The 26390-nt window shown below is 65.3% G+C and carries 23 protein-coding genes; 10 read left to right on the forward strand and 13 right to left on the reverse strand.

The genetic code is table 11. From position 1 onward, the window contains the following. The first annotated feature begins 64 nt into the window (after positions 1-64). From QCE48_RS23790 to QCE48_RS23800, 3 genes are read left to right on the forward strand one after another with little or no spacing between them, the layout of a single operon-like run. Positions 65-1921 (forward strand): murein transglycosylase A, encoded by a 1857-nt coding sequence (locus tag QCE48_RS23790; protein WP_309782658.1) that lies wholly within the window; start codon positions 65-67, stop codon positions 1919-1921. A 36-nt stretch (positions 1922-1957) separates the two neighbouring features. Further along, positions 1958-2665, forward strand: a complete 708-nt coding sequence (locus QCE48_RS23795) for a response regulator transcription factor (RefSeq protein ID WP_309782659.1) — start codon at positions 1958-1960, stop codon at positions 2663-2665. Further along, complete coding sequence (locus QCE48_RS23800) at positions 2662-3417, forward strand: hypothetical protein (RefSeq protein WP_309782660.1); 756 nt, start codon at positions 2662-2664, stop codon at positions 3415-3417. Before QCE48_RS23795 ends, QCE48_RS23800 begins: the two co-directional genes overlap by 4 nt. A gap of 25 nt (positions 3418-3442) precedes the next feature. Here the strand turns inward: QCE48_RS23800 and QCE48_RS23805 are convergent, their stop codons facing one another. Further along, positions 3443-5218, reverse strand: a complete 1776-nt coding sequence (locus QCE48_RS23805) for a hybrid sensor histidine kinase/response regulator (protein ID WP_309782661.1) — start codon at positions 5216-5218, stop codon at positions 3443-3445. Between the two features lie 219 nt (positions 5219-5437). On the opposite strand from QCE48_RS23805, the gene QCE48_RS23810 reads away from it, so the two are divergent. Beyond that, on the forward strand, positions 5438-6214 hold the full coding sequence (locus QCE48_RS23810) for a hypothetical protein (protein ID WP_309782662.1): 777 nt from the start codon (positions 5438-5440) through the stop codon (positions 6212-6214). Between the two features lie 24 nt (positions 6215-6238). Here the strand turns inward: QCE48_RS23810 and QCE48_RS23815 are convergent, their stop codons facing one another. From QCE48_RS23815 to QCE48_RS23840, 6 genes are all read right to left on the reverse strand, one after another. Then, entirely contained in the window at positions 6239-7069 is an 831-nt protein-coding gene (locus tag QCE48_RS23815) for a glycosyltransferase (RefSeq protein ID WP_309782664.1), read from the reverse strand. Positions 7070-7098: 29 nt separating this feature from the next. Beyond that, on the reverse strand, positions 7099-7743 hold the full coding sequence (locus tag QCE48_RS23820; RefSeq protein ID WP_309782666.1) for a DsbA family oxidoreductase: 645 nt from the start codon (positions 7741-7743) through the stop codon (positions 7099-7101). Between the two features lie 31 nt (positions 7744-7774). Beyond that, complete coding sequence (locus QCE48_RS23825; RefSeq protein ID WP_309782667.1) at positions 7775-8308, reverse strand: cytochrome b; 534 nt, start codon at positions 8306-8308, stop codon at positions 7775-7777. Beyond that, positions 8308-9366, reverse strand: coding sequence for a catalase family peroxidase (locus QCE48_RS23830; RefSeq protein WP_309782668.1), 1059 nt, complete (start codon positions 9364-9366; stop codon positions 8308-8310). The genes QCE48_RS23825 and QCE48_RS23830 overlap by 1 nt, the downstream gene beginning before the upstream one ends. 96 nt (positions 9367-9462) lie before the next feature. Then, on the reverse strand, positions 9463-10443 hold the full coding sequence (locus tag QCE48_RS23835) for a bile acid:sodium symporter family protein (protein ID WP_309782669.1): 981 nt from the start codon (positions 10441-10443) through the stop codon (positions 9463-9465). 190 nt (positions 10444-10633) lie between these two features. Then, the gene (locus QCE48_RS23840; RefSeq protein ID WP_309782671.1) at positions 10634-11893 is read right to left on the reverse strand and encodes a multidrug effflux MFS transporter; all 1260 of its coding nucleotides are present in this window, start codon (positions 11891-11893) and stop codon (positions 10634-10636) included. A 376-nt stretch (positions 11894-12269) separates the two neighbouring features. Here QCE48_RS23840 and QCE48_RS23845 point away from each other — a divergent pair, with 376 nt between their 5' ends. Next, on the forward strand, positions 12270-14396 hold the full coding sequence (locus QCE48_RS23845; protein ID WP_309783768.1) for an ATP-binding protein: 2127 nt from the start codon (positions 12270-12272) through the stop codon (positions 14394-14396). 32 nt (positions 14397-14428) lie between these two features. Here the strand turns inward: QCE48_RS23845 and QCE48_RS23850 are convergent, their stop codons facing one another. Beyond that, complete coding sequence (locus QCE48_RS23850; RefSeq protein WP_309782672.1) at positions 14429-15328, reverse strand: LysR family transcriptional regulator; 900 nt, start codon at positions 15326-15328, stop codon at positions 14429-14431. 128 nt (positions 15329-15456) lie between these two features. Between QCE48_RS23850 and QCE48_RS23855 the strand changes: the two genes are divergently transcribed. From QCE48_RS23855 to QCE48_RS23875, 5 genes are all read left to right on the forward strand, one after another. Further along, entirely contained in the window at positions 15457-16341 is an 885-nt protein-coding gene (locus QCE48_RS23855; RefSeq protein ID WP_309782673.1) for an NmrA/HSCARG family protein, read from the forward strand. A gap of 225 nt (positions 16342-16566) precedes the next feature. Then, positions 16567-17661 (forward strand): extracellular solute-binding protein, encoded by a 1095-nt coding sequence (locus tag QCE48_RS23860; RefSeq protein ID WP_309782674.1) that lies wholly within the window; start codon positions 16567-16569, stop codon positions 17659-17661. Next, entirely contained in the window at positions 17658-18584 is a 927-nt protein-coding gene (locus QCE48_RS23865; RefSeq protein WP_309782675.1) for an ABC transporter permease, read from the forward strand. The genes QCE48_RS23860 and QCE48_RS23865 overlap by 4 nt, the downstream gene beginning before the upstream one ends. Continuing rightward, positions 18581-19450, forward strand: coding sequence for an ABC transporter permease (locus tag QCE48_RS23870; RefSeq protein WP_309782676.1), 870 nt, complete (start codon positions 18581-18583; stop codon positions 19448-19450). The genes QCE48_RS23865 and QCE48_RS23870 overlap by 4 nt, the downstream gene beginning before the upstream one ends. 35 nt (positions 19451-19485) lie before the next feature. Further along, the gene (locus tag QCE48_RS23875) at positions 19486-20559 is read left to right on the forward strand and encodes an ABC transporter ATP-binding protein (RefSeq protein ID WP_309782678.1); all 1074 of its coding nucleotides are present in this window, start codon (positions 19486-19488) and stop codon (positions 20557-20559) included. 491 nt (positions 20560-21050) lie between these two features. On the opposite strand, the gene QCE48_RS23880 is transcribed toward QCE48_RS23875, so the two are convergent. The 5 genes from QCE48_RS23880 to QCE48_RS23900 all read right to left on the reverse strand — a co-directional run bounded on the left by QCE48_RS23880 (position 21051) and on the right by QCE48_RS23900 (position 26339). Further along, positions 21051-21458, reverse strand: a complete 408-nt coding sequence (locus tag QCE48_RS23880; protein ID WP_309782679.1) for a DUF3331 domain-containing protein — start codon at positions 21456-21458, stop codon at positions 21051-21053. 236 nt (positions 21459-21694) lie between these two features. Next, the gene (locus tag QCE48_RS23885) at positions 21695-22360 is read right to left on the reverse strand and encodes a response regulator transcription factor (RefSeq protein ID WP_309782680.1); all 666 of its coding nucleotides are present in this window, start codon (positions 22358-22360) and stop codon (positions 21695-21697) included. Beyond that, the gene (locus QCE48_RS23890) at positions 22350-24545 is read right to left on the reverse strand and encodes a PAS domain S-box protein (RefSeq protein WP_309782682.1); all 2196 of its coding nucleotides are present in this window, start codon (positions 24543-24545) and stop codon (positions 22350-22352) included. Before QCE48_RS23890 ends, QCE48_RS23885 begins: the two co-directional genes overlap by 11 nt. Before the next feature lie 208 nt (positions 24546-24753). Beyond that, positions 24754-25173: a response regulator gene (locus QCE48_RS23895; protein ID WP_309782684.1), complete on the reverse strand. Its 420-nt coding sequence runs from the start codon at positions 25171-25173 to the stop codon at positions 24754-24756. A 110-nt stretch (positions 25174-25283) separates the two neighbouring features. After that, a complete protein-coding gene (locus QCE48_RS23900; RefSeq protein WP_309782685.1) occupies positions 25284-26339 on the reverse strand; it encodes an aldo/keto reductase in 1056 nt (351 codons plus the stop codon). Positions 26340-26390: the final 51 nt, after the last annotated feature.

A 26390-nucleotide genomic window follows, 5' to 3' on the forward strand; every position in this document is an offset into this window, starting at 1 on the left:
GAAGACGCGCAGGGCATGGCCCGATGGCGAATGACGGACGGTTCTGCGGCAGCGCGAGGACATCATGGCATCACGAACGAGCGGCGCCGCCGCGCAGTCGGGCAGGACGCCTGGCGTATCCGTTGCAGATTCCCCCACCGTCGCACCGTGCCCTTCGGGCGTGAAGATCCGCGCGACAGCCGCGCTCTTCGCGCTGGCGGCGGCCGCGCTCGCCGGCTGCGCGAGCACGCCGGCCCCGACCGTCCAGAGCGCGCGAACGACGGCAAACGCGCCGTCCGTCGAGGCGCCCGACGACGCCCGCATCGTCAGCGCGACGGGTGCGGATGCGGGCATCGCCAATCCGCTGCCCGCGAGCCCGGCGGCGTCGCTGGCCGGCACCGCGGCGCCCTTCGCCACGAAAAACGCGCTCTACACGCCCGTGCCCTTCGCGAGCGTGCCGGGTTGGGCGACCGACAACGTCGTCGAATCCTGGGAAGCGTTCCGGCGCGGTTGCGCGGTGCTCGGCGGCAAGTCCGGATGGGCGGCGCCGTGCGCGGCATCGCGCGGCATCGACACGAACGACAGCGCTTCGGTCCGCCGCTTTTTCGAAGACAACTTCACGGTCTACCAGATCCGCAATGTCGACAAGTCGACGCGCGGCGTGCTGACCGGCTACTACGAGCCGATCCTCAAGGGCAGTCGCGAACGCCGCGCGCCGTATGTGTATCCGGTCTATGGCGTGCCGAACGACATGCTGTTTCTCGATTCGCGCCGTCTTCCGCCCAACGCGCGCGGCACGCCGGTTCCGGCGCGCGTCGAAGGCCGCAACGTGATACCGCTCGCGACCGTGCCGATGAGCGGCAAGACCTATACCCTCAGGCTCGGCGACAGCACGCCCGACATCCGCGACAAGAAACTGCGGCTGCGCCGCAACGGCAGCGAAATCGTGCCGTACTTCGCGCGCGCGGAGATCGAGCGTGGGCGGCTCAATGCGCCAGTACTCGCCTATGTGGAAGACCCTGCGATGCTCTATTCTATGCAGTTGCAGGGCGCCGGAAAGATACGCCTGCCTGATGGCTCCATCTTGCGGCTCGCCTATGCGGAACAGAACGGCCTGGCTTTCAATCCGCCCGTCGCCAGCGCGGGAAGCAAGGGCCGCAAGATTCTGGTGCGGGGCGTCGAGATCGACCTGGAAGAAGGCACCGTGAGCACCCAGAGCACGCAAGACACCGCCAGCGGCCCCGCGCCCGACGATGCACCGCAGTCGTCGCTCTTGCGCGGCGCGCAGGATATCGGCGAGCCCGATGCCGCCTCGGCCATCGCGAGCGGCAACGCGGACTCGCCGCCCGACTCGTCGCTCCTGCGCGGCTTCAATCTCGCCAAGGGCGCCGGGCCCGCCGTCCATCCGGCACGCGTGAGCAACCCGTCGCCGGCGCCCGCCGCGAGCACTGCCGCCCGCCCGTCCGCGCTCGCGAGCGCCCCGCCGATCGCCTATACGTTTGCAAGCTCGGACCCGAGTTACGTGTTCTTCCGCGCCATCCCCGATTCGCCGACGGGTCCCATCGGCGCGCTGGGCGTGCCGCTCTCCGCGGGGCGTTCCGCCGCCATCGATCCGCGCACGACGCCGCTCGGCGCTCCTGTTTTCATCAACGCGAACGAGGGCGCTTCCGGCGCTTCTTCCGTCACGCGCCTCCTGATGGCTCAGGATGCGGGTGGCGCGATTCGCGGCGCCGTGCGCGCCGACTACTTCTTCGGCACGGGGCCGCAGGCCCAGCAACAGGCGAGCCGGATGAAGCAGCCCACGCAGATGTGGGTCCTGCTGCCGAAGGGACTCCGGATTTCCGCGAAGGAAACGGCCGTGCGCGTGCGCGGCGGCCCTTCGCTGCCGAGCGCCGATTGCGTCGTGAGCGACCCGGACCTGTGCGTCGACGACACCCCGTGACCCCATCGGGCGCCAGTCTCAACTGAGGGAGAGAGCATGAGGTTCCTCGTCGCCGACGACCACGAACTGATCCGTCAGGCCGTCAAGTCGCTGTTGCGCAAGATCGATCCCGAAGCGCAGTTCGACGAGGCCGACAACTGGGACACGCTCGCCGCCGCCGCGCGTCCCGAAGCGAATCACGATCTCGCGATCGTCGACCTGCACATGTCGGGCATGGCGAGCGCTTCCTCGCTGACGGCGCTGCTGAAGGCCAATCCCGCGTTGCCGCTCGTCGTGCTGTCGGCGGAAGAATCCGTCGACGAGATGCGCGCGGTGCTGGCCGCGGGCGCGCTCGGCTTCGTGCCGAAGCGCGAGCCGGCCAACGTGATGCTCAAGGCCATCGAACTCGTGCTCTCGGGCGGCGCCTACGTGCCGATCGAAGCGCTGAGTCTGATCGGCGCTGCCCCGCCGAATCCGGCGCGTTCCTCCGCCGCCGAGCGTGCGCGCCCCGTCACGAGCCTGCCGGCGGCGTCGCTCGCGCCGCATCATCTTCATCTGATGGAGAACCTGTCGCCGCGCCAGCGCCAGATCATGCGGCTCGTGCATAGCGGCTGCACCAACAAGATGATCGCGCGCGAACTGCAAGTGGCCGAAGGCACGGTCAAGGTGCACCTGTCGGTGATCTTTCGCGCGCTCGGCGTGCACAACCGGTCGTCGGCGATTGCGATCATCAACGGCTGGCTTCAAGGCGGGCGGCCGCTGTGAGCGCACCCAACGTGCTCATTTGCCTGCCGACCCATCACGACGACGTGCACATCAACTTCGCCTTCTCGCTGATGGAAACCGCTCGCGCGCTGACCGATGCGAACTACGGCTTCCAGACCATGCACGTCGGCTCGTCGCACATCATTCGGGCGCGCAATTTCTTCGCGAGCTATTTCGTCGCGCATCCCGAGTTTTCGCATCTGCTCTTTCTCGACACCGACATGCAGTTTCCACCGCAGGCCGTCATGAAATTGCTCGCGGCGAACAAATGCGTCGCGGGCGTCGCGTATCCGTACCGGCGTCTCAATCTGGATCAGCGTATCGACGAATCCGACCAGGGACTCTCGATGCGCGAGTGGCTCGAAAAGCATGCCGACTACACGGTGCGGCTGCGGACCTCGGAAGACGGCCGCGCGCACGTGGTGGACGGCTTCGTCGAAGCGGAGCATGTGGGCACCGGCATCTTTCTCGCGCGGCGCGATGCGTTCGACGTCGCGAAACCGTTCACGCAACGCTATGCGCCGCCCGAGCAATACCGCGAAGCGCTGCCCGCCGGCGACTTCTATGGCTTTTTCGACACCATCGAAGAGCAAGGCCACTATCTTTCCGAAGACCTCTCCTTTTGCCGGCGCGTGCGGCTCGGCGGCGCGGCGGTCTGGGCGCTCGTGGATCAGACCGTGGTGCACTACGGCGCGTCCGAAGTCGCGGGGCAGTATCTGCGCGCCTTGCGTCTGCGCGGCAACATCGCCTGAAGCGAGGGCCGCCGCCGCGTGCGGTTCAGGCGGCTTCGTCCTGTCCGCGCGGCTGAAGCAGCGAGTCGAGCGTGCGGCGCAGGCGCGCCGGCGTCACCGGCTTGCGCAGCACCGGCACGCCCTCCGCCGCGAGCGCCATCAATTCGGGCGATGCCATGTCGCCGGTGATCATCACGCTCGCGAATCCGTTATGTCCGCGTCGCCGCAACGCTTCGCGCACTTCCTTCAGTGCCTCGACGCCCGTCTGGTGGCGGCCGATCTGATAGTCGCACAGCACGGCGTCGGGAACGAAGCCCTCGGAGATCGCACGGACGGCGGCGAGTTCGTCGCGGCAACCGCGCACGATGCAACCCCAGCGCGCGAGCAAGGTGCCGAGCGCGTCGAGATTGCCGGGATCGTCGTCGATGCACAGCACGCGGCGGCCTTCGATAAACGCGCTCACGGCGAGCGGCGCAGCGAAACTCGCCGTGACGAGGCCCGCGTCGCCCATTCCGAATGGAACGCGGATGGTGGTGCCGCGCCCGAGATCCGAGCGCAGCGACGCTTCTGCGCCCAGTAGCCGGGTGAGACGCCGCACCGTCGCAAGACCGAGACCGTGACCCTGACGCACCGCGTTGTGCGGCATCGGTACCTGGTAGAAGTCTTCGAAAACGAGTTCGTGTTCGTGCGCGGCGATGCCGATACCCGAATCGCGAACCTCGATCCGCGAGCGCGCGGGATCGCTGCCGTGCCGCACACCGATCCAGATCGAGCCGCGCTCGGTGTAACGCACCGCGTTCGACACGAGATTGGCAAGCACGCGTTCAAGCAGGACCGGATCGGTGAACGCGACGCAAGCCGTCGGCGCGACGCGCAACGCCAGCCCTTTCGCGGCGGCGCTCGGCCGGAACTGCCTTTCGATGCGCGTCAGCAGTTCCGAGACGCGGAAATGCTGCGGCATCACTTGCGTCACGCCGCTTTCGATCCGCGCCAGGTCGAGCACCTGATTGAAAAGCTGATTCAATGCATCGACGTTGGAGATGATGTGCTGCGCGGTTTCATCGCGCTCCTGCGTGCTTGCGCCGTGATCGGCCAGCGCGTAGGCGAGCAGTCCGATTGCATGGAGCGGCTGGCGCAGGTCGTGACTCGCGGTCGCGAAGAAACGCGTCTTCGCCAGACTCGCTTCCTCGATCACGGACTTTTGCCGCGCAATGGTTTCGGCGAGCCGCTGCTGATCGACGCGCGCTTCGACGATGCCGCGAAAGAACCCGCGATACTGCGTCGCGAACCCGTAGATCGCGACCATGAACACCGCGAGCACCACGCCCAGCGCGAACCCACCATCGAGCGGCTGTAGCAGATATAAAGCGGTTGCGGGCAGGAGCAGTATCGGCACCGCGCTGCACAGGTTGAGCAGGTTCATGCCGTTGGAGGCATACGCGAGCGCGGCCAGCGCGACGAGCAGCACGGTATGCGCGGCAGCAAGATCGGCGGATTCGCTCTGGAACACGAACCAGATCGACAGACCCGGCGCGGCATGAAGTACCGCGTTTCTCAGCGCGTGCAGACCGATCCATTGTCGCGCGCTGAAAAAGAGCGGCCGCTGGCGGCGCCATGCCCACAGACCCATCGCGAAACAATTCGCAATCCCATAGAAAACCACGCAAAGGGTCGCCATCCAGCCCGCTTGCGGCCGTGTCAGACAGACAGCGCCGAGGAGCGCCAGAGCACACCCGTGGGCGAAAAACGATGCGGGGTCCGTCGCATAGAGCGCGCTGGCGAGATCGTCCGAGACCTCGCATGGCTCAAGATCGCCTTGCATTCTGTCATCCCCTTTATGCGTTGAATATGTCGGGTGACGTCAGGAATTCGGCGGACGCTTGAACGAGGCGACGGCATGGCCGTGGCGCGATTCGGCTAGTCCCCTGCTTGACAGGTTTACCCGAAAGTTTAGACGACGGATATCACTAATTCCATATTGGTCGTTTGGTAAGAGAAAACCATACTCATCACGTTGCCACCGCTTTGGGGGGATTGACACATGGAGACCTTGACGATGGACGCCGCCTCAGAGACAGGCGCGCCCTCGAATCTCACCGACCTTTGGCGTCGTCGCACGCATCTGTCGCACGACGAAATGGTGTCGATCTACAACCTCGTGAAGGGCGCATTGCGCAGCTATCATCCGCCCGAGTTGCAATCGCTACGCGAAGACAAGGAAGAACTGATCGCGCAGTTCATCTATTCGAAGGTGTTGCGCCTCGAACCGGGACACGGCGAATCGCATGCGAGCGAGCAAAGCGCGCCATCGACCGGCTACGCAGTATGTACCTATTTCAGGCGCTTTCTAATCGACTGCCTGCGCAGCGCGAGCTATCAGCGAGACGTCTCGATGGAGCTGGACGGCATCGGGCAACAAGTCGACGAGCGCGCCCATGTCGTCGACGATCCGGTCGAATCGGTGCTGCTGCAATACGGACTCGACGAAGCGCGCGTGCGGCGACTTGCGCGCGGCTTCATCGGCGGACTGGACAAGTACGAGCAACTGGTTCTGGCGGGCACGCTCGGCTGGTGCTCGGGCGGCAAGGGCGGGCTGTTCGGACTCGCCGCGCAGCACCAGATCCCTTCGTATCACTATCGCGCGATGAAGCTCGGCGTCACGCTCAAGAAATCCGCGCGAAGCGAAGATTTCGCAAGCACGAAGATCGGACGCTGGATCGTGGGCACGCTCGGCATCGAGATCAGCTTGGACAATCAGACCGCCATCCTGCTCATCCTTAACCTGCTTGCAGTCGAATCGAGCCAGAGCATGTCCTGATGCCGCGTCGTGCGGTGCAGGCGCTTATGTCAGGGCCGCGCGCAGATAGTCGGCGGCGCTGCGCGATTGCATCGCCGCCAGGCCGTCGCGCGCAAGCCGCTCGCGTTCCGCAGGCGATGCGAGTAGCTGCGCGGCGCGTTCGGGCAATGCGTCGTAGTCGGCAAAGGCGATCGCGTGCGCTAGCGGCGCTTCTTCCGCAGGGTCGGCGCAGCGCTCGCTCAGCACCGCGCAACCGTTCGCCAGCAGATACGAAAGGCGCACCATTTCGAGCACGCCGCCTTCGCGCCCGTGTAGGTTGAGCACCAGCTTGGTCCGGGCGAGAAGGAGATCCCGCGCACGTCCATATATCCCGAATGCCGCGACGACATTCACGCCGGCAGCGCGCATCCTGTCGATGATGCGCTGACGTCGCGGACAAAGCGCGCCGACGAACAGCACGTCGATATCGCGCGTCGTCGCGAACCGGATGCGCGTCAATTCGGGCACGTAGCCGATGGGCAGCACGCGCGCCACATGCACGCCGAGTCCGGCGAAGGCGCGCGCGTTCGCTTCGCTGTAATCCCATACGACATGACGGCGCAGGATGTGAAGCAGTTCAGGCGTGATCCACGACGATTCCGTGTAGACCTGCTCGAGGTTGTAAAGAATCGCGTCGGGTGCGAGCAGCAGCCCGTAATGAGGCAACAGGTTCGATCCGAGCACGATGTGCCGCCGCGAATCGAGCCGTCCCTCGCGCGTCATCACACTGTCGAGGCCTAACGCCAGCAACGCGTGATGAAGCGTTTCGGCCACTTCATGGAATGCGGCGGAATGCGGATACCCCGGCGGAGAGACCACGGTGACGGCGAAGTTCATGGCCTCGGTGCACGGAAGATGGCGAACGGCTAGTGCGCTTCGGCGAGAATCTGGCGTATCGCCTGCTCGAATGCCTCGACCGGTTGCCCGCCGCTCACGAGATGGCGCTGGTTGAAGATGATTGCGGGAACCGACTGGATTCCCATCGCCTGAATCTGGCTCTCCTGCTCGCGAACTTCGTCGGCATAGGCGCCGCTTTCGAGCACGGCTTGCGCTTTGGCGGCATCGAGCCCAACCGAGCGCGCCGTCTCGACGAGGACTTCGCGATTGCTCGGATCTGTGCCTTCGCCGTGATAGGCGCGCAGCAACGCCAGTTTGAGCGGCACTTGTTTGCCCTCGATGCCCGCCCAGTGCAACAGGCGATGCGCGTCGAACGTGTTGTAGACATGCGTGCGCGGGGCGAATTCAAAGCCGACGCTCGCGCCGCGTGCGCGAATCGCGCGCTGCGTTTCGGCGATCTGTTCCGGCGTGCGCCCGTACTTCCTGCCGAGATACTCGTCGATGGCTTCGCCGTCAGAACGCATCTGCGGATTCAGTTCGAACGGATGCACGACGATTTCGGCATCGACGACATCCGAGAGCCGTGACAAGGCGAGTTGAAGCGACGACAGCCCGATTGCACACCACGGACAGGCGATGTCGGAGATAAAGTCGATATGAAGCGCTTGAGTCATGGAAGACCTGCGAGAAGGGAAATTCAGTCGCTCAACGCCACGGCGCCATCGCCTGGAACACGCCGTCGCGCCTGACCAGCGCATGAAACAGCGCCGCTGCCAGATGCACGACGATCAGCGCGAAGAAACACAGCGCGAGGAAGCGGTGCGCATTCCACAGCAGCGTATGAAGTTCGTTACTGTGCGGCAGCAGCGAAGGCAATCGCACGCCGAACACCACCACCGGATAATCCGCCGCCGAGAGCATCCCATACCCCAGCAACGGCAGCGCGATCATCAGTGCGTAGAACGCGAGATGCGACAGATAGGCCGCCAGCTTCATCGGCGCGGGCATGTCCGCGGGCAGCGGCGGCGCGCCGCGCACGAGCCGCACGACCACGCGAATCAGCGCGAGTACGAGTATCGTGACGCCCAGCGGCTTGTGTATCGACACGAGTTTCAGATAGTCGGGCTTGACCGTGGACACCATGCCCACGCCGATAAAAAGCATCGACAGGATGCAGACCGCCATGATCCAGTGCAAGGCGCGCTGAAGCGGCGAGAACCGCGTGTGGGTCGGGTTCATCACTTGGCTCCTTGCGCCGCGGTGCGTGGATAGTCCTTGTCCTCGGCGGTTCGGCGGTTGAACGAGACCGAGTAGGCGGCTGAACGCGCGGCGGGAAACGGGTCGTCGGAAACGCGCATGCCCGGCGGCAGGACGGTCGGATCGAAGTTGAGATCGCGGCACGGGCCGTCGGGCTCGGCTTCGATGGCTTTCACCACCAGCATGCCCGCCTCCACGGAGCGCCGATCCTCGCCCCACGCCTTGCTCGGGTCAGCGGTCGGATCGCCCGGATTCGCGATCGTGACGACCATCGACCAGCGCTGCGGCGCGCTGCCGACACGCTGCGTGATGTCCGCACCGAGAAAGTCGGCGCCGCGCTTCTTCAAATCGTCGGCCGACACGTTCTCGGGCGTGGCCGCGGGCACGAACGACCAGCGCACGGTCTCGTCCTTGCCGTCGGCGTTGGTGAAGACAAAGCTGTTCAGGCTGTTGTAGCGCTCCTCCGCATAGGACGCCGTCCACGGCGCGCTGCCCGCCCACTTGCCGAATGCACCGATCTCCGGGTGAGCGGCGGCGAAGGTCTTCATCGCGTTCGGATCGTCCTTGTGCGCGAGCGCGCGCTGCAGGTCGAAGAACGCCTGCGGCGTGGCAACGGGGAAGAAAGGCGCATCGATCATCGCGGAGCGCCACTCGCTGCCGTCCGGCATGACGATGCGCAGGCTCAGGCCGCGCACTCGCGCCATCGCGTCCGACGCCTTCGCGTCCGGCGTGGCGAGATTGAAACGCCCCGTGACCGGATAAGTGCCGGCCGCGAACATGCGCGCTTTGGACAACTGCGCGGCCGCGCCGTTGGATTCGAACTCGCCGGTAAAGCAGATGCCCTTCGCGTGATTCCGGCGAAAACCCAGCGCCGGGCCGCCGGGCGGCGCGAGACTGTCGACGATCTTCGCGGGCGTGAGTCGTCCCGGTGAAAGCCAGCCTGCCGTGTACGCGAAGGCCGCGACCAGCGCGGCCGCGACCAGTGCGATGACGATCAGCGAACGGACATGCGATGCGGGGGAATTGGGTCTGCCGGCCATCGGACACTCTCAGTCGACGATTTTGCTGACGGCTAATCTATCAGCACGGCGCGAATCGTGCAGCGACGCGGGAAGCCGCGACTTCCCGCGCCGCACTCAGCCCGAGTGTCCCGTCGGGGTCGCCGCGGCTGCCCTCGCCGCTTCTTCGTGCGTCGAGCCTTTTGCCGGCCGGCCCGCCCAATAACCCGCGAGCATTGATCCGGAAAGGTTGTGCCACACGGAAAACAGCGCGCCGGGCAACGCGGCGATCGGCGTGAAATAGAGCTTGCCGAGCGTCGCGGCGAGCCCCGAATTCTGCATGCCGACTTCGATCGCCAGCGTGCGGCACACGGCTTCGTCGAAACCGAGCAGACGGCCGCCCCAGTAACCGCCGAGCAAGCCGATACCGTTATGCAGCACGACTCCGAACGCAACGACGAGCCCGACCGAAGCGATGCTCTTCTGCGTCCCGCCGACCACCGCGGCGATGATCAGCAGGATCGACACCATCGACACGAGCGGCAGCAGCCACTCGATTTTGCGCACGAAGCGGCCGAACAGATGGTTGATGACGAGCCCCAGCACGATCGGCAGCGCGACGATCTGCAGGATGCTCATCAGCATGCCGTGCACGTCGACGGCGATCGAGGCGTCGACGTAAAGGCGCGTGAGGAGCGGCGTCGCGAACACGCCGACCAGCGTCGACAAGGCGCTGATCGTGACCGACAGCGCCACGTCGCCGCGCGCCAGGTAGATCATGACGTTCGACGCCGTGCCGCTCGCGACGCTGCCGACCAGCACCATCCCCGCCGTCAGGTCGGGCGGCATGTGCAGCGCCTTCGCGATCACCCACGCGGCGAGTGGCATCACGAGGTAATGCAGCACGATTCCCGCAATGACCGGCGCGGGACGCGTGAAAACGCGCCGGAAATCGGCCACGGACAGCGTCACGCCCATCGAGAGCATGATGATCGTGAGGAGCGTCGTCACGTGCGGCGCGATGCCGGTCACGGACGAAGGCGAAAAGTAGGCGGCCGTGGAAACCAGCACGGCCCAAACCGGAAAGAGACGAGTGAGACGGGTGATGCGGGCAAGCATGAAAGCAATCCTCGAGTGTCGTGGCGTGTCGTGTTCAGGACCGGATGCCTTCGTGAGGCGGATGCCCGTTGCCGGCGCCCGTCGCACGGGTCACGCGCGACACGGCCGGAAAGCGGGCGGGCGCAGCATTTTATCGGTCCCGCCGACGGATTTCGGGAATTGCTTAACTCGCGCGATCAGGTGGGCGCGCTCAGGCCGCTTCCGCGCTGCGCTCGGCCGCGTGCGCCTGCATTTGTGCCAGATGCCGCAACAGCTTGGTCACCATCCACACGACCGTGATGGCGAGGATCACGAAGAAGCCCGCAAGCGGCGCCAGTATCTGCACCGATACGAAGCCCGCGAGGCCCATCATCAGCGACGAGACGAGCAGCAACGCGCATCCGAGAATCGCGCTCGTCAACCCCGCGATGTGCGGAAAGAGCGAATTGCCCTTCGCCATCAGCGTCGGATACATCGCGCCGGCGCAAAAACCCATCACGAGCACGGGCGCCGCGAGCGTCCAGACGCGCAGGCCGACCGTCAGCGCGAGCACGAGCATCACGATGGACGCGCCCGCCATCGCGCGCGAGCAGATCAGGAGACGCGCTTCCGCGCTCGGCAAACGCTTGCCCTGCATGCGATTGGACAATCCGCCGAGGAAATACATCAGCCCGATGCCGAGCGCGAGGTAGCCGAAATAAGTCGGCGGCTTGTGCAGCGTGTTCTGCACCATGAACGGCCCGATGATGTTGAACACCAGCAAGATGCTGTAGCACAGGCCCTGCGCGAGAAAGCAGCTTTGAAACACCGGGCTCGACAGCACCTTGCCGGCGTTGGCGATCAGCGTGCGCGGCTCGAGATGGACGGCGCGCGGCAAGGTTTCGCGATAGCGCCAGACGAGCGCCCACATCACGAGCGAATAGACGAGCAGGAAGACGAGGCATGCCTGCCAGCCGAACCACGTCTGCAAATGCGCGCCGATCACGGGCGCGACGATCGGCGCGAGTCCCCAGGCAATCGACATGTAGGTGAACGCGTGCAGAAGCGCGATTCCCTTGAACGAATCGGTGATGATCGCCTTCGCGAGCAAGTTCGTCGCCGCGATACCGAAGCCCTGCAAACCGCGCGCGATCAGAAATGTCTCCAGATTCGGCGCCGCGAGCGACAGCAGACAGCCGATCGTGAAGATCACCAGCCCGAATGCCAGCACGGGTTTTCTGCCATAGGCGTCGGCGATGGGCCCGAAGACGAGCTGGCCGAGCGCATAAGCCGCCATGTAGCCCGATACGCTCGACTGGATCGCCTGGGGCGACGTTTCGAAAAAACGGGCCATCGCGGGAAGCGCGGGCACGTGGATGTCGATGGCGAGTTGCCCGGCGGAGGCGAACAGACACACCAGAAACAGCAGGAAACGCTGCGAATTGGCGGCACGCGCCGGCATGGGCGGCCGCAAGGGAATATCGTGGTTCATGGGATCGGGGGACGGATTACCGCGACGCAGCGCATCTGCGGCGTCTTCGGCGCGTATTGTGCCTGTCGACGGCAACGCTCGCTGGAGCGCACGCAAATTTACACTTTCGATCAGCGCATGTTTGGCGGTATCGCCGGAGAAAATGCCGCAAAACGCACGATGATAGGAAAACACGTATAAATGTATACCCCAGGAGAAAGCGATTATCTCGACATATTGCTTTCCGAACATCGTTTGACGCTGTGCGGCTAACTGAATATGCTTCGCCTTTCGCCGAAGCACGTCTCTTATGATTACAAACCCGGAATCGTCCGCTCTAGATATATCGGCGCTCGAAATTCCCGTGCCACCGCGCGATTTCGGCGCGACGCGCCGAATGTTGATGGCCGCACTGGTTGCATCGATTGTCACACCCCTGCTGTTCCTGGTGACTTACGGTTATTTCGGTTATCAGACGCGCGTCGCCGATTCGTCGGAGGTAATCGATCGCCTCGCACGGGTCGCCGAAGAGCAAGCAGTAAAGATTCTGGACGTCGATCAGGAAATGTCGTTGCGCGTCATGTCCATGCTCGGGACGGACGGCGACGCGCAAATCCGCGCGCGCCAGCAACAGCTTCACCACTTTCTGCAGGAAACCGCGCAGCGCCTGCCTCCCGTTGCGTCGATCGCCATCTTCGGCAAAAAAGGCGATTTGCTCGTCAGCAGCGGCACCTATCCGGTCGGGATTCTGTCGATCGGCGATCACGCCGAGTTTCGGTCCGCGCAAGTTCCGGAGGCTGCCACGACGGAGGTATCGCTGCCGGAGCGCGCGCCGGCCACGGGTGTCGACGTGTTCAATACGAGCACGCCACGCTACGACGCGAATGGCCGCTTTCTCGGCGTCATCTATATTTCGCTGCGCCGAGACGCCTTTCTCTCTTTCTATGAACAACTCACGTCGCACGACCGCGCGCTGACGCTCGGATTATTCAGGAAGGACGGCGCGATTCTGGCCCGCTCGCCTTCGCCCAAGGCCCGCCGCGCCCCGACAAACAATCAGCCGCTCGTCGACGCCATTCGCGTCAGAAACCGCGACGGCCGAATCCGGATCAATTCGACGCTCGATGGCGTCGAAAAGCTCCTCGTCTATCGGAAAGTCGGCGCTTACCCGCTCTACGTGACGGCCGGCATTCCGGTCTCGGCCGTCACGTATCGATGGATCAAGCATGACGGGCTCATTGCCGTCGCTACCTTGCTTCCCTGCTGCGGTATCTGGCTTCTCGTGCTCTTCAGCTTGCGCCGTCTCAAAGCGGAACGAATCGCGTGGGAAAGATGGAGGGCCGAGTTCGGAATGCGATTATCGGCGGAGGCGACCGGCCGGCAAATGAAGCGAATGAGCGCGCTCGGTAATCTCGTGGCGAACGTCGCGCACGACTTCAATAATCTGCTCATGGTCGTCAAGGCCAATATGGAACTCGCGCGGCGCAAAGGCTTCAACGGACTGGAAAAGGAAGTGATGGCCGTCGAACGCGCATCCGCCGGAGCGGAAGTGCTGGCTCGCAGGCTCTTGAGCGTCGCCCGCAAGCAGCCGTTGCGACAGGAGGAAATTCACCTGCAGCGCTGGTTCGAAGACGACGCCGCGCTGATCCGCACGTCGCTCGGCGACCGCGTCAGCCTGAGCATCTCGTCGTTCGCAGACATCTGGCCCGTCCACGTCGATGCCAGCGAGTTGCAGTCGGCGTTGATCAACCTCGCGGTCAACGCCAAGGATGCCATGCCCGATGGCGGCGAATTCATCATTAGCGGGGAGAACATCGAGGTGGCGCATGCGTCGGGCGGCCTCAAGCCGGGCGAATACGTCGTCATTGCGTGCACGGATACCGGCGTCGGCATGACGCGTTCGGTCGCACAGCGCGCTTTCGAGCCGCTCTTCACGACGAAGACCGCGAGCGCCGGGACGGGGCTCGGTCTCGCTCAGGTCATCGCGATGTGCGAGCAGGCGGGCGGCACGGCGCGGATCGAGAGCGCTGTCGGCGAAGGCACCACGATCCGCCTCTATCTTCCAAGACGGGCTGCAAAGACAGAAACCGGAACGCGCGTGATGCCGCCGTCGCAGGCTCCGGCGAAGGCGTCGGGAAAGGGTTCGATCCTGCTTGTCGAGGACAACGAGGAAGTCGCAGCCGGGCTCGCGGCCGTGCTGGAGGTGTTCGGCTGGCGAGCGCAGCATGAACTGACGGGCGATGCCGCGCTCAGGCTGCTGGACGACGGGAAGACCTTCGACCTCATCCTCTCGGACATCCAGATGCCGGGCGTGAACAATGGCATCGACGTGGCGGAAAAAGTCCGGCGCAGGTGGCCCCGGCAAGCCGTTGCCCTGATGACCGGCTATGCGGATGAACTGGAAAGAGCGAAGCACGCGGGCGTCGCGATCCTGTCCAAGCCGTTCAACATCGACGACCTGCAGGCGCTGCTGCAAAGCGTACATGTCGCGACGTCGCCCGTGGCCGGTTCGGGCAATGCCTGACACGCGCGGCGAACCCGACTGAAACGGGAAGTTCAATCGACGGGCGGCGCCCGATCCGCCTCGTCCAGTTCGCGCAGCATGTCCAGAAACGCGCGCACCTTCGCGCTCAACAACCGGCGCGAACTGTAGAGCGCCCAGACCTCGACGGGCGGCCCGGCATCCTTTCCCCAGCACGCGAGACGTCCCGCCGCCACGTCCCGCGCGACCAGCAGACCCGGCAGCAACGCGGCGCCCGCGCCTTCCAGCACGGCCTCGCGCACCATCAGCAGCGACGACAGCCGCAAGACCGGCACCGGAATAAACGCGCACAGGTTCCCCGGCGATGTCGCCACTTGCCAGCTCGCTGCCGGCCGCGCCGTCGGCAGCACGACGGCCGGCACCTCCTGTTCCTGCGCTTCGGACCCGGGCGCGGGCGGCATCGGCAAATCGGGCGAAGCCACCAGTAGTCGCGTATCCGCGACGATGCGACGGCCGATCAGCAGTTCGTCGGCCGGCGGATTGATGCGGATCACGAGGTCGTAGTTGTCCTCCACCGGATCGACGACGCGGTCTTCCGCCACGAGTTCCACCTCCACGCGCGGATGGGCGAGCGCAAAACGCGCCGCGATGCGCGCGAGGATCACGTGCGCGAAGACGACCGGCGCGCTGATACGCAGCTTGCCGGCCGGCACCGGCGCGCGCGACGCCACGGCTTCGCCCGCCTCGTGGATTTCGGCGAGCAGCCCGAGCGTGCGTTCGTGCAGCGCGAGACCTTCCTCCGTCAACCGCAAATGGCGCGCGCCGCGCTCGACCAAACGCACGCCGAGGCTCTCTTCGAGTTGAGCGACGCGTCGCGAAAGCGTCGCCTTGGGACGGCCGAGCGCGCGGCTTGCTGGTCCGAAGCCGCGGTGCTGCGCGACGGCGTTGAAATCCGCGAGTGCTTCGAGATCCATGATCGTTCCGCTGGCGAGACGAGGTGTTCCGATTGTGACTCTTCCGACGCATGAATGAAACGTTTATCGTGGGTGCTGTCGGGCCGCTCGGGTCCTCCACCACCCTCTTTTCCCACGGAGAAAACGTCATGACCATTCTGGTTACGGGCAGTACGGGCAGCATCGGAACGCAGGTTCTTGACCACCTGAGCGGCAAGGCGCAGATCCGCGCGCTGACACGTTCGCCGGAACGCGCGCACTTCCCTGCCGGCGTGACGGCCGTTCAGGGCGATCTGTCGGACGTCGACGCGCTGCGGCAAGCGATGCGCGGCGTCAGCACGCTCTTCCTGCTCGCGCCGAACGCCGCCGACGAACTGACGCAGGCGCTGCAGGCGCTCAACGTCGCACGCGACGAAGGCGTGAAGGGAATCGTCTACCTGTCGGTCTTCAAGGGCGCGGAGTACGCCGACGTGCCGCATTTCACCAGCAAGTACACGGCGGAACGGATGATCGAACAGTGCGATCTGCCCGCCACGATCCTGCGCCCGGCCTACTTCATCCAGAACGACGTGCGGCAGAAGCAGGCGCTTCTCGGGCAAGGCGTGTACGCGATGCCGATCGGCGACAAAGGCATTTCGATGGTCGACGTGCGCGACATCGGCGACGCGGCCGCGCGCGAACTGCTGCGTCGCGAGGATGCGGCCGGGCCGTTGCCCATCGAGCACTACGAACTCGTCGGACCCGACGCGCTGGATGCCACGAGCATGAGCGCCATCTGGAGCGACGTGCTGAAGCGGCCGATCCGTTACGCAGGCGACGATCTCGATGCGCTCGAAAACGGCCTGAAGCACGCCGCGCCCGGCTGGCTCGCCTACGACATGCGCCTCATGATGCGGCGCTACCAGCAGGACGGCGCAGTGGCGAAGGCGGCGGACGTCGAACGGCTCACGGCATTGCTCGGCCGGCCGTTGCGCTCGTATCGCGAGTTCGCGGCGTCGATGGCGGCCGAGTGGGCAAATCAGCCGGCGTCCTGACGGCGACGGCAGTTGCAGCAGGCGCATCGATCGGGAAACGGGCGCGGCATCGCACGGCGCTAGACAGCAGGCGCCGGCTTCGTTCATCGAACACCTGCGCCGCGCGCTCGTATGAGCGTCACACATGCCTCCCATGCAGAGATTTCGTTGGTGACGGTATTTTGACGCGCCTACAGTGCATTCACGCGCATCAGAACGTTCCTTCGATCACCACGGGAGACCGCCATGCAGCACATCAAGAAAAGCAGAAGGCAGGCCATCAAGGCAATCGGTACGGCGCTCGCGGCCTCTGCCCTCCCGATGCCCTTCGTCAATCTGAGGGCACAGGAACAGAACTTCGCGGGCAAGACGCTGCGCCTCCTGACGTGGTCCGACGATACGGGCGCCGCCGCGCTGCGCAATATCGCGGGGACGTTCTCGGCGAAGACCGGCGCCAAGGTGATCGCCGACCGCGCCGACGGCACGTCCGGCATGGTCGCCAAGCTGAAGGCGGCGGGCGACCGTCCGACGTATGACGTCATCACGCTGGCGGGCGTGGGCGCCGCGGGTCTCGCGGATGCGGGCCTCCTCGTCAAGCCCGACCTCGACAAGCTGCCGAATCTCAAGGAAGTCGCGCCGCAGTACCGCACGGGCGCCAACGGCTTCGGCGTGGGTTATCTGCTGTGGTCCGACGGGCTCATCTACAACACGTCGACCGTCAAGACGCCGCCTTCGTCGTATGAAGCGCTGTGGGATCCGAAATACGCGGGGCGCCTGTTCCTGCCGCCGCCCGAGTGGGCCGAAGCGGTCGACCTCGCGATCATCGCCGCGAAACTGGCGGGCGGCTCGCAGCAGAACATCGAGCCCGGCTTCAAGAAGCTGATGCAACTGAAAGACCACGTCATGACGCTGGGCGAAAATCCGAACCAGGTTGCCGACCTGTTCCGGACCAATTCGCTCGATATCGGCGGCATCTATTCGCCCGCGTTCTTCCCGGCCCAGATTCGCAAGCCCGAGTACAAGATGGGCGTCACCTACGGGATGAAGGAAGGCTTCGCCACGCAGCTGATGTTCACGGTGATCCCGAAGTCGCATCCCGGCGACAGCGACCTGATCCACGCCTTCATCAATCATTCGCTCGATGCCGGCGTGCAGGGCCGCATGGCCGCCGACGTGCTGAACGGGCCGGTCAATTCGAAAGCCGTGATTCCGGCCGAAAGCCGCGCGTTCGTGCCGAGCCCGCAGCAGATCGCGGAAAAGGCCGTGCTGCACGACGACAAGGCGCTCGCCGCCGTGCAACCCGCCTGGATCAAGCGCTACACCGAGATCTTCTCGGCATGACCACGATGCGCACGCGCTTTTCGCGGCGCCCTTCCGGCACGTTCGACGAACCCGCGTCCGCGCCGCCGGGCGCGGCGCTGGCGAAGGCGCGTCCGTGGCTGTTGCTCGCACCGATCCTGCTGTTCCTGCTGATCCTCGCCGCGGCCGCGCTCGTCGTGCTGCGCATGAGCTTCGGCACGCCGGGCGCCGAGTGGCGCGGTTTTACGCTGCACAACTACGTCGAACTGGGCGATGGCTATTTCCTGAAGTCGCTCTGGCTGACGCTGCGGCTCGCGTTCCAGAGCATGATCTGCGCCGTGTTGCTGGCGATTCCCGTCGCGCTTGCGATGGCGCGCACCGAATCGCGTGTCGCGCGACGATTGTTGCTGGCGGGCGTGCTGTTGCCGCTGCTTGTCAATCTGCTGCTGCAGGGCTATGGATGGCTCATCATCCTCGGGCCGGCGGGTCTGCTCAATCACGGCCTGCTTGCGAGCGGCCTCGTCGAGCGGCCGGTCATGTGGCTGTATCGTGAGCATGGCGTGCTGCTCGGCCTGATCCAGACGGCCTTCCCGCTCGCGGTGCTGCCGTTGTCGAGCGCGATGCGCGCCGTCTCGCGTTCGTATGAGGAAGCCGCCGCGACGCTCGGCGCGAGCCGTTGGCAAATCCTGCGCGACGTGATGCTTCCGCTCGCGATGCCGGGTCTCGTTTCGGGTGCGCTGCTCGTGTTCGCCTACAACGCGAGCGCCTTCGCGGTTCCGCTGCTGCTCGGCGGACGCCGCGTGCCGATGCTCGCGGTACTGGTCCACGATCAGGTCGCGCCGCTCTTGAACTGGCCTGCCGCATCGGCATCGGGCATTGTGCTGATGGCCGCGACGCTCGCCGTGATGGCGATTTCGCAGCGTCTGGTGCGCCGCACGCGCCGTATCGAGGAGCCTTCCGCATGAGCACGCCCGCCACCCTCCTGCGCCCGCGCGCGTGGCGCCTGCGCGCATCGATGCCCGGCCAGCTCGGCAAGCCGACGGCACTGCTCGCCGCGATCGTCTTGTTCCTCGCCGCGCTGCCGATCCTGACGATGATCACGATGTCGTTCAGCGCCGCGGGCACGCTCGAATTCCCGCCGCCGAGCTACAGCCTGCAATGGTATCGGGCGGCCTGGCACAGCTTCATCGCGCCCGATGCGAACGGCGCGCTCTCGATGGGCGATGCGCTCGCGAACAGCATGATCGTCGCGGTCTCGACGATGCTCATCGCCACGCTCGTCTCGGTGCCCGCCGCTTATGCGCTTTCCCGTTACCGGTTCCGCGGCAAGTCGGCGGTCGAGCAACTGGTCGCGCTGCCGCTCGTCTATCCGCTCGTGATGCTCGGGCTGTCGCTGCTGCTGGTGTTCAACGTGCTGCCGGTCGAACTCGGCCTCGCCCGGTTGGTCATCGCGCACGTGATCCTGGCGTTGCCGTTCACCGTGAAGAACTGCGCGGCGTCGGTGGCGTCGATCGGCCCGGAATTGGAGGAAGCGGCCTGCGTGATGGGCGCAAGCCCGGGCCGCGCGCTCATCGACGTGGTGCTGCCGCTGATGCGCCCCGGCATTCTCGCGGGCATGCTGTTCGCGTTCATCGTGTCGTTCAACGAGTTCACCGTGACCTTTTTCCTGTACGGCATCGACACGATGACCTTGCCGGTCTGGCTGTACAGCCGCACGGTTTCGTCGCTGGACCCGACCGTGTTTTCCTTCGCGGTCTTCATCGTCGTCATCGACTTCGCGCTGATCTGGATGCTCGAAAAGCTCGTCGGCGATGCGGGCGTGGCGCTCTGACTTCGCATCTGCATTCGTATTTCCAGGGGCATTCGATGACTCATCTGACATTGCAGGCCGTCACCAAGCGTTTCAACGCGGCATACGCCGTCGATCACGTCGACCTGAGCGTCCCCGACGGCAAGCTCGTCTCGTTCCTGGGTCCGTCCGGCTGCGGCAAGACCACGCTCTTGCGCATGATTGCCGGGCTCGATACGCCGACGTCGGGCAGCGTGACATTCGCGGGCCGCGACATCACGCACGTGCCGGCCAGCCGGCGCGACTTCGGCATGGTGTTCCAGTCGCTCGCGCTCTTTCCGCATATGACCGTGGCCGAGAACATCGCGTATCCGCTGCGGCTGCGCAAGACCGACAAGCCCGCGCGCACGCGCCGCATCGCGGAGTTGCTCGAACTGATCCAGTTGCCGCACATGGCGAACCGGCCGGTGACGCAACTGTCCGGCGGGCAGCGTCAACGCGTTGCGATTGCGCGTGCGATCGCGTCGTCGCCGAAACTGCTGCTGCTCGACGAACCGCTGTCCGCGCTCGACGCCAAGCTGCGCGAAGCGATGCAGGTCGAGATCCGCTTGCTGCAGCAACGTCTCGGCATCACGACGATCATGGTCACGCACGATCAGCGCGAAGCCATGACGATGGCCGACGAGATCGTCGTGATGGAAAAGGGCCGCATTGCGCAGGTGGGCAAGCCGCTCGACATCTATCGTGAACCCGTCAGCGAGTTCGTTGCGGACTTCATCGGCCTCGGCAATATCCTGCCCGTGACCTACGACGGAAGGGACAGCGTGAGCCTGCCGGGCGGCCAGCAGATCGTCGTCACGCGGCCGGCGCGCGCGCCCGATGCGAGCACGGACATCCGGCTGCTGATCCGTCCCGAGGACGTCTGTGTGAAACCTGTTTCGATGGGCGTCGGCCCGAACCGGCTGAGCGGCACGGTAACGTTCATACGCGATGTAGGCGCATCGGTCGAAGCGACGATCGACTGCGCGGGCTTCACGCTGACTGTCGCCACCACCTCGCGCGAGACGCCGGGGCTGACGCCCGGCATGCCGGTCCTCGCGGAATTGCCCGCGCAGGCGTGCAAACTCGTGGCAGCACGTCAGACACATTGAGGTCTCGTTTGCCAGCGGCGGATCACACCCAGGTATGAGTGCGTCATGCGATCGGCTGGCGCATCGAGTCGTTCGTAGAATGGTCCGCGCGCCTCGTCTCTTCTAAGCTGACTCCATCGCCCTGTCACTTCGATGGGGCGCAAGGAGCGCACATCATGAAGGTCATACGAGCGATACGATCCCGGTCGGGTTTGGCAGCGGTCGCCGCGTGCCTCGCGATGACCGCATGGTGCGGCGCGAGCGCGCCAGGCTATCGGCACGCACTCGACGACGTGGGCCGCGACGCACAGTTGCCGCTGGAACGCATCGCGGTGTCCGGCACAGACCGCGCCAAGCCTGAATCGTCCCCGCACTCTGACCGAGGGCAATCGGCACGGCCGCGCGCGTCGTAGCGGCGACGAGGCTTCTATCGGTCGATCCGGAATGCGCAGTACTACAAAGCAAAATCCGCTGCATGATTCATGCAGCGGATTTTTTATCGCACGAGCAGATCAAAGCGTGGGCGCTTCTTCGAGCACCGAGCGAAGGATCATCGCGTCGCTATTGATCGGCATCGGGCGGCACGCACGCGGCTTGTAGATCGCATCGCCCGGGCGAATCGGACGCCCGCTCATCGCGCACACGCCCGCCACGCGCGCACAACTCGTGCGCCAGACCTGATCGCCATAGCAGCAATGCGTCGGATCGCGCCACTCGATCGTCGCGGTCGAGCGCGACGGCCGGTCGATCAGGCGAACCTGCACGCCCTTTAACTGCGTCCCGACCTGTGGGCGACAAGCCTGCGGCCTTCCTTCGCTCGCCGCAGCGCGCCTGTTACCGGCACCCCCGACACCCGACAGCAGCGAGAGCAAACCGATGGTCTGCATCCACGGATCGATGAAATTCGCGTTGGGCTGCATCCTCGCACTCCTCGTTAAACAATAGAGTTGATCTTCGAGTCACTCGGCGCTTCGAAGCGAGCGCCGCATGACTCCAAGTTATCGCGCCGCCACGCGCCCGAATAGCCGTACATAGGGTTGCGCCGAACATCCTATCGTTGGGTCCTCTCATATCAAGGTTTAGGGGCGCCGTGCAACGGACGCGCGCTCGCAAGGCTCATGCATGTGCATGAGCCTGCAAGGTCATCGTGGGATATTCAGTTGCGCTGCGTGCGCGCTGGCGTCGTGGCGCCTTCCGGCATCTTCACGCCGAGCGCTTCGGCCTTCAGCACGAAATCGGCAAGCGAGCGAGCGCCCATTTTCTTCATCGCCTGTCCGCGATGAATCTTCACGGTGATCTCGCTCAGGTTCAGCTCGGCGGCGATCTGCTTGTTCATCAGGCCGGAAGCCACGTAGGCCATCACCTCGCGTTCGCGCGGCGTGAGCGACTCGTAGCAACGGCGCAAGTCGGCGACCGAGCGGCTGGCCGCGCGCCGTTGTTCGTCGCTCGCGAGCGCATGCTCGACGGCATCGAGCATGTCCTGGTCGCGAAAGGGCTTCGCGAGAAAATCCTTTGCGCCCGCCTTCATCGCCTTCACGGTCATCGCGATGTCGCCGTGCGCGGTCATGAAGACGATCGGCAGGCCAAGTTCGCTCGCCGAAATCTGCTCCTGCACAGCAAGCCCGCTCTGCCCCTTGAGGCGAACGTCGAGAATCAGGCAGCTCGGCACGTCGGGCATGTCGAACGCGAGGAACTCGTGCGCGGACGCGAAGGTCTCCACGCTCAGTCCCACCGAGCGCAACAGCATGCTGACCGCGTCGCGCATCGACTCGTCGTCGTCCACCACGTAGACGATCGCGTTGCTGATCTTGTCACTGCTCATCACATGTCTCCCCGACAGGCAGCACGAACTGCAGCCGCGCGCCGCCTTCTTCCGGCGATTCGGCCCAGATCCGTCCGCCATGTGCCTCGACGATCGACCGGCAGATCGACAGCCCCATGCCCATCCCTTCGGCCTTCGTCGTAAAGAACGCATCGAAGAGCCGGCTCGCGTTGTCTTCCCGGATGCCCGTGCCCGAGTCCTGCACGATCACCTGCGCGTGCCGGGCATCGAAGCGGCGCGTCGCGATGGAGAGCCTGCGCGGACCGTTCACCTCGGACATCGCCTGCGCGCCATTCATCAGCAGATTGATGAGCACCTGCTGCAATTGCACGCGGTCGCAGCACACGATAGGCGTCGGCGTTGCGAGATCGACTTGCACCTCGACGCGATGACGTTCCAGTTCGCGCCGCACCAGTTCGACCGATTCGCCGACGATCTCGTTCAGATCGAGCGCCGCGGGCAGACTGTCGTGCTTCTTCGCCATCGCGCGGATGCGCCGGATCACATCGCTCGCGCGCTTGGCGTCGCGAATCATCTGCGCAATGGATTGCTGCGCTTCGGCGAGTTCCGGGCGCGGGCGGTTGAGCCAGCGCAGTGCGGCGTCGCCGCAGGTCACGATCGCGGCGATCGGCTGCGTGACCTCGTGCGCAATCGACGCCGCCAGTTCGCCGAGCATCGTGATACGCGTGACGTGCGCGAGTTCGGCGGTCGATCGCGCGAGCGCTTCCTGCGCGCGCTTGGTCTCGGTGACGTCCATCAGCGCGCCGACATACTCGATGCCCTCCGCCGCCGGCACCGCGAGATGCGCGACGTAGTGCACATACTTGATGCTGCCATCGGGCATCGCGAGGCGGTGTTCGACATCGACGTGCATCGCGCCGCCGATGGACTGCCGGTACGCGTCCTGCACGATCGCGAGGTCGTCGGGATGGGTGCGCGCAAGGATCAGGTCCATCGACGGCACGACGTCGCGCGCGTAGTCGAAGATCCGGTAGGCTTCGTCGGACCACCACATGTCCCCGTCGGGCAAGCGCATCGCGATGCTGCCGGTGCGGCTCAGGCGCTGCGCGTCGAGCAGAAACGCCTCGCTGCGTTCGAGTGCCTGTTCGGCCTGCTTGCGTTGCTCGATGTCGGTGTTCACGCCGTACCAGCGGCAGATCGCTCCCGTGCTGTCGCGCAACGGCTCGGCGCCGATATGCATCCAGCGATAGACGCCGTCGCTGCCACGGATGCGCGAGACGTTCTCGAACGACGCGCCCGTTTCGATGGCCGTGCGCCAGTCCCGCTGCATCTGCATCAGATCGGACGGATGGACGATCGTCGGCCACACGTCGGTGTTGCCGTCGCCGAGCGTCACGCCCATGTCGTTCCAGCGCCGGTTGATGAACGTGAGCCGCCCGTCGCTCGATGAACTCCACACCATGCCGGGGATCGCGTCGATCGTGTTGCGAAGCTCTTCGCGCTGACGCTGCAATTCGGCTTCCATCCGCTTGCGCGCGGTGATGTCGTTGCTCGTCGCGAGCACGGCGCGCGGCGCGCCCTTCTCGTCGCGCCACAGTGCCAGGCGGCTGGAAATGACGACCGCGCTGCCGTCGTGCCGCACGCGCTCGAGTTCGCCGTCCCAGCGGCCCGAGCGCAGCAGTTCCTCGCGGATCTGCGCGAACGGCACGGGAAAGGTGGTCTGCGTCAGACGGTGGATCGGCTGTCCGACCGCTTCCTGCGCGCTCCAGCCGTAGAGCGCTTCGGCGCCGCGATTCCAGAACGTGACGCGCTCGTTCATGTCATACGCCACGATCGCGTCGTGAGCCAGGTCGAGGAGTTCGAGTTGCTCGTGCAGCGTGGTCGTCGCGGTGAGGTTCCTCAGCGTGAGCACCGAAGTCGTGGCGATCGCGAGCAGGCTCACCACGCAACGCGCGACCGCCGCGTTCGAATAGTTGACGTCGTGCGACAGCACGAAACCGGCGAGTGTGAGCGCGACGCAGCCCCAGGCGGTCGCCACCGTCGCGGGGCGGTTGCCGGTCGATGCCACGAGCATCACCACCACGACATACAGCACCGCGATCGCGATGTCGAGCGGCGTCAGCGCATCGATCAGGAACACGGCGAGCGCGATCACCGCCGCAAGCGTCAGGGCGACGCGCGCGTCGCGGCGCACGGTGCGGGGCGCGCTGCTGAGGGTATCCATCGCGGCCACGTCAGCCGCTCGACATGCGGACGACGACACGAAGCGGAAAGAGCGGCACGGACATAGGCGTTCGATTAGGGGTTCGTTGGCGAATACCGGCAATCTGCGTGTCGTGACAGAGGTCGCGGCACACGGCTTCAGCGTCCGGTGGCGTTGAGTCTGAACGTCATCCTGCGCGCGTGCGTCGGGCCAAGGCACGCAACCGATTCTAATCCTTCGAAAATCCGAGCCTCACGCGGTCCATGCATTCCGATACCGCCGCACCGTCCACCGGCTTGCTGAGAAAACACATCGCGCCGCCGTCCAGCGCCTGTCTGCGCGCGGCCTCGGATGCAAACGCCGTGATGAAGATGACCGGCAGCGCCAGCCCCAGTTCGCGCAAGCGCTGCTGCAATTGCAGGCCCGTCATGCCCGGCATCTGGACATCGGTGATCACGCAGGCCATTTCGTCGACCTGTCCCGATTCGAGAAACGATTCAGCAGACGCATAAAGACTCACCTCCCAGCCGAGCGAACGCAGCAGGCTGGACGTGGCGACGCGAACCGATTCGTCGTCGTCGATGACTGAAACTCGTGAACGGGGCTGCACTTGCTTGTCCTCGACCGTGCGTGAAATGGGGGCGGGCATCGTGGACTGGCTCACCGCTTGGATGAACCCATGTTACGGATAACGGGCGCGGCCGGGAATCATATGTAGGTATAGGGACGGCGCCTTGGGAGACGGCGCCGTGCAGGAGACTACGTCGTCAAATGCGGCCGCAGCAGCGACAGGTCCGCCGCACTGAGCCGGTCGCTCGCCGTCTGCACCTGATGCCAGTACGGATAGAGCAGCGGCGGCGCACTCACCTTGTCGAGCCGCTCGCGCTGCTCGGCGGAAAGCGTCAGCTCGGCCGCGCCGAGGTTGTCGCGCAACTGCGCCTCGTTGCGCCCGCCGATCACGACCGACGCCACCGCCGCACGACCGAGCGTCCACGCAAGCGCGACCTGAGCCGCCGACACATTGAGTTCGCCCGCGATCTCCACGAGCACGTCGACGATCGACCACAGGCGATCCTCGTCGCGGATCGGCGGCTCGGTCCAGCCCGCGAGTTGCCGCGTGCCTTCGGGCGTCGTGTCGCGCCGGTGCTTGCCCGACAGCAGTCCGCCCGCGAGCGGGCTCCAGACGAGAATGCTCAAGCCCTGATCGAGCGAGATCGGGACGAGTTCGTATTCGGCCTCGCGCGCTTCGAGCGTGTAGTGGATCTGCTGGCTCACGAAGCGCGGCAGGCGCTCGCGCTCGCTCACATGGAGCGCCTTCATCAGATGCCAGCCGGCATAATTCGAGCAGCCGACATAGCGGATCTTGCCCTGCCTTACGAGCAGATCGAGCGCGTCGAGCGTCTCTTCGAGCGGCGTCAGGCCGTCCCATTCGTGCACTTGATAGAGGTCGATGACGTCGGTCTTCAGGCGTCGCAGGCTCGCCTCGCAGGCCTCGATCAGATGATGACGCGACAGTCCGCGATCGTTCGGGCCGTCGCCCATCGGAAAGCGTGCCTTGGTGGCGATCAGCACGCCGCCCTTTCGCTTGCCGCCGAGCGCCTCGCCGACGATCTCCTCCGAGGCGCCGCCCGAATAGACGTCCGCCGTATCGATCAGATTGACGCCCGCGTCGATGCACATGTCGATCTGCCGCCGCGCATCGTCGAGGCCGACGTCGCCGACACTCGCAAACTTGCCCTTGCCGCCCATCGTCATCGTGCCCAACGTGATGGTCGATACCTTGAGGCCCGAGCGGCCCAGTTGACGATATTCCATTGCGAAAGCGCCCCGTAAGAGTGAGTGAAATCCGGGGACTGCGCGGCTGTC

This window comes from Caballeronia sp. LZ024, assembly GCF_031451455.1.
In the GTDB taxonomy this organism is placed as follows: Bacteria; Pseudomonadota; Gammaproteobacteria; order Burkholderiales; family Burkholderiaceae; genus Caballeronia; species Caballeronia telluris.

Excerpts from the sequence above, each read along its gene's own strand:
- QCE48_RS23790 (WP_309782658.1), top strand. The coding sequence starts at position 65 with ATGGCATCACGAACGAGCGGCGCCGCCGCGCAGTCGGGCAGGACGCCT.
- QCE48_RS23795 (WP_309782659.1), top strand. The coding sequence starts at position 1,958 with ATGAGGTTCCTCGTCGCCGACGACCACGAACTGATCCGTCAGGCCGTC.
- QCE48_RS23805 (WP_309782661.1), bottom strand. The coding sequence starts at position 5,218 with ATGCAAGGCGATCTTGAGCCATGCGAGGTCTCGGACGATCTCGCCAGC.
- QCE48_RS23810 (WP_309782662.1), top strand. The coding sequence starts at position 5,438 with ATGGAGACCTTGACGATGGACGCCGCCTCAGAGACAGGCGCGCCCTCG.
- QCE48_RS23815 (WP_309782664.1), bottom strand. The coding sequence starts at position 7,069 with ATGAACTTCGCCGTCACCGTGGTCTCTCCGCCGGGGTATCCGCATTCC.
- QCE48_RS23820 (WP_309782666.1), bottom strand. The coding sequence starts at position 7,743 with ATGACTCAAGCGCTTCATATCGACTTTATCTCCGACATCGCCTGTCCG.
- QCE48_RS23825 (WP_309782667.1), bottom strand. The coding sequence starts at position 8,308 with ATGAACCCGACCCACACGCGGTTCTCGCCGCTTCAGCGCGCCTTGCAC.
- QCE48_RS23830 (WP_309782668.1), bottom strand. The coding sequence starts at position 9,366 with ATGGCCGGCAGACCCAATTCCCCCGCATCGCATGTCCGTTCGCTGATC.
- QCE48_RS23835 (WP_309782669.1), bottom strand. The coding sequence starts at position 10,443 with ATGCTTGCCCGCATCACCCGTCTCACTCGTCTCTTTCCGGTTTGGGCC.
- QCE48_RS23840 (WP_309782671.1), bottom strand. The coding sequence starts at position 11,893 with ATGAACCACGATATTCCCTTGCGGCCGCCCATGCCGGCGCGTGCCGCC.
- QCE48_RS23845 (WP_309783768.1), top strand. The coding sequence starts at position 12,270 with ATGTTGATGGCCGCACTGGTTGCATCGATTGTCACACCCCTGCTGTTC.
- QCE48_RS23850 (WP_309782672.1), bottom strand. The coding sequence starts at position 15,328 with ATGGATCTCGAAGCACTCGCGGATTTCAACGCCGTCGCGCAGCACCGC.
- QCE48_RS23855 (WP_309782673.1), top strand. The coding sequence starts at position 15,457 with ATGACCATTCTGGTTACGGGCAGTACGGGCAGCATCGGAACGCAGGTT.
- QCE48_RS23860 (WP_309782674.1), top strand. The coding sequence starts at position 16,567 with ATGCAGCACATCAAGAAAAGCAGAAGGCAGGCCATCAAGGCAATCGGT.
- QCE48_RS23865 (WP_309782675.1), top strand. The coding sequence starts at position 17,658 with ATGACCACGATGCGCACGCGCTTTTCGCGGCGCCCTTCCGGCACGTTC.
- QCE48_RS23870 (WP_309782676.1), top strand. The coding sequence starts at position 18,581 with ATGAGCACGCCCGCCACCCTCCTGCGCCCGCGCGCGTGGCGCCTGCGC.
- QCE48_RS23875 (WP_309782678.1), top strand. The coding sequence starts at position 19,486 with ATGACTCATCTGACATTGCAGGCCGTCACCAAGCGTTTCAACGCGGCA.
- QCE48_RS23880 (WP_309782679.1), bottom strand. The coding sequence starts at position 21,458 with ATGCAGCCCAACGCGAATTTCATCGATCCGTGGATGCAGACCATCGGT.
- QCE48_RS23885 (WP_309782680.1), bottom strand. The coding sequence starts at position 22,360 with ATGAGCAGTGACAAGATCAGCAACGCGATCGTCTACGTGGTGGACGAC.
- QCE48_RS23890 (WP_309782682.1), bottom strand. The coding sequence starts at position 24,545 with ATGGATACCCTCAGCAGCGCGCCCCGCACCGTGCGCCGCGACGCGCGC.
- QCE48_RS23895 (WP_309782684.1), bottom strand. The coding sequence starts at position 25,173 with ATGCCCGCCCCCATTTCACGCACGGTCGAGGACAAGCAAGTGCAGCCC.
- QCE48_RS23900 (WP_309782685.1), bottom strand. The coding sequence starts at position 26,339 with ATGGAATATCGTCAACTGGGCCGCTCGGGCCTCAAGGTATCGACCATC.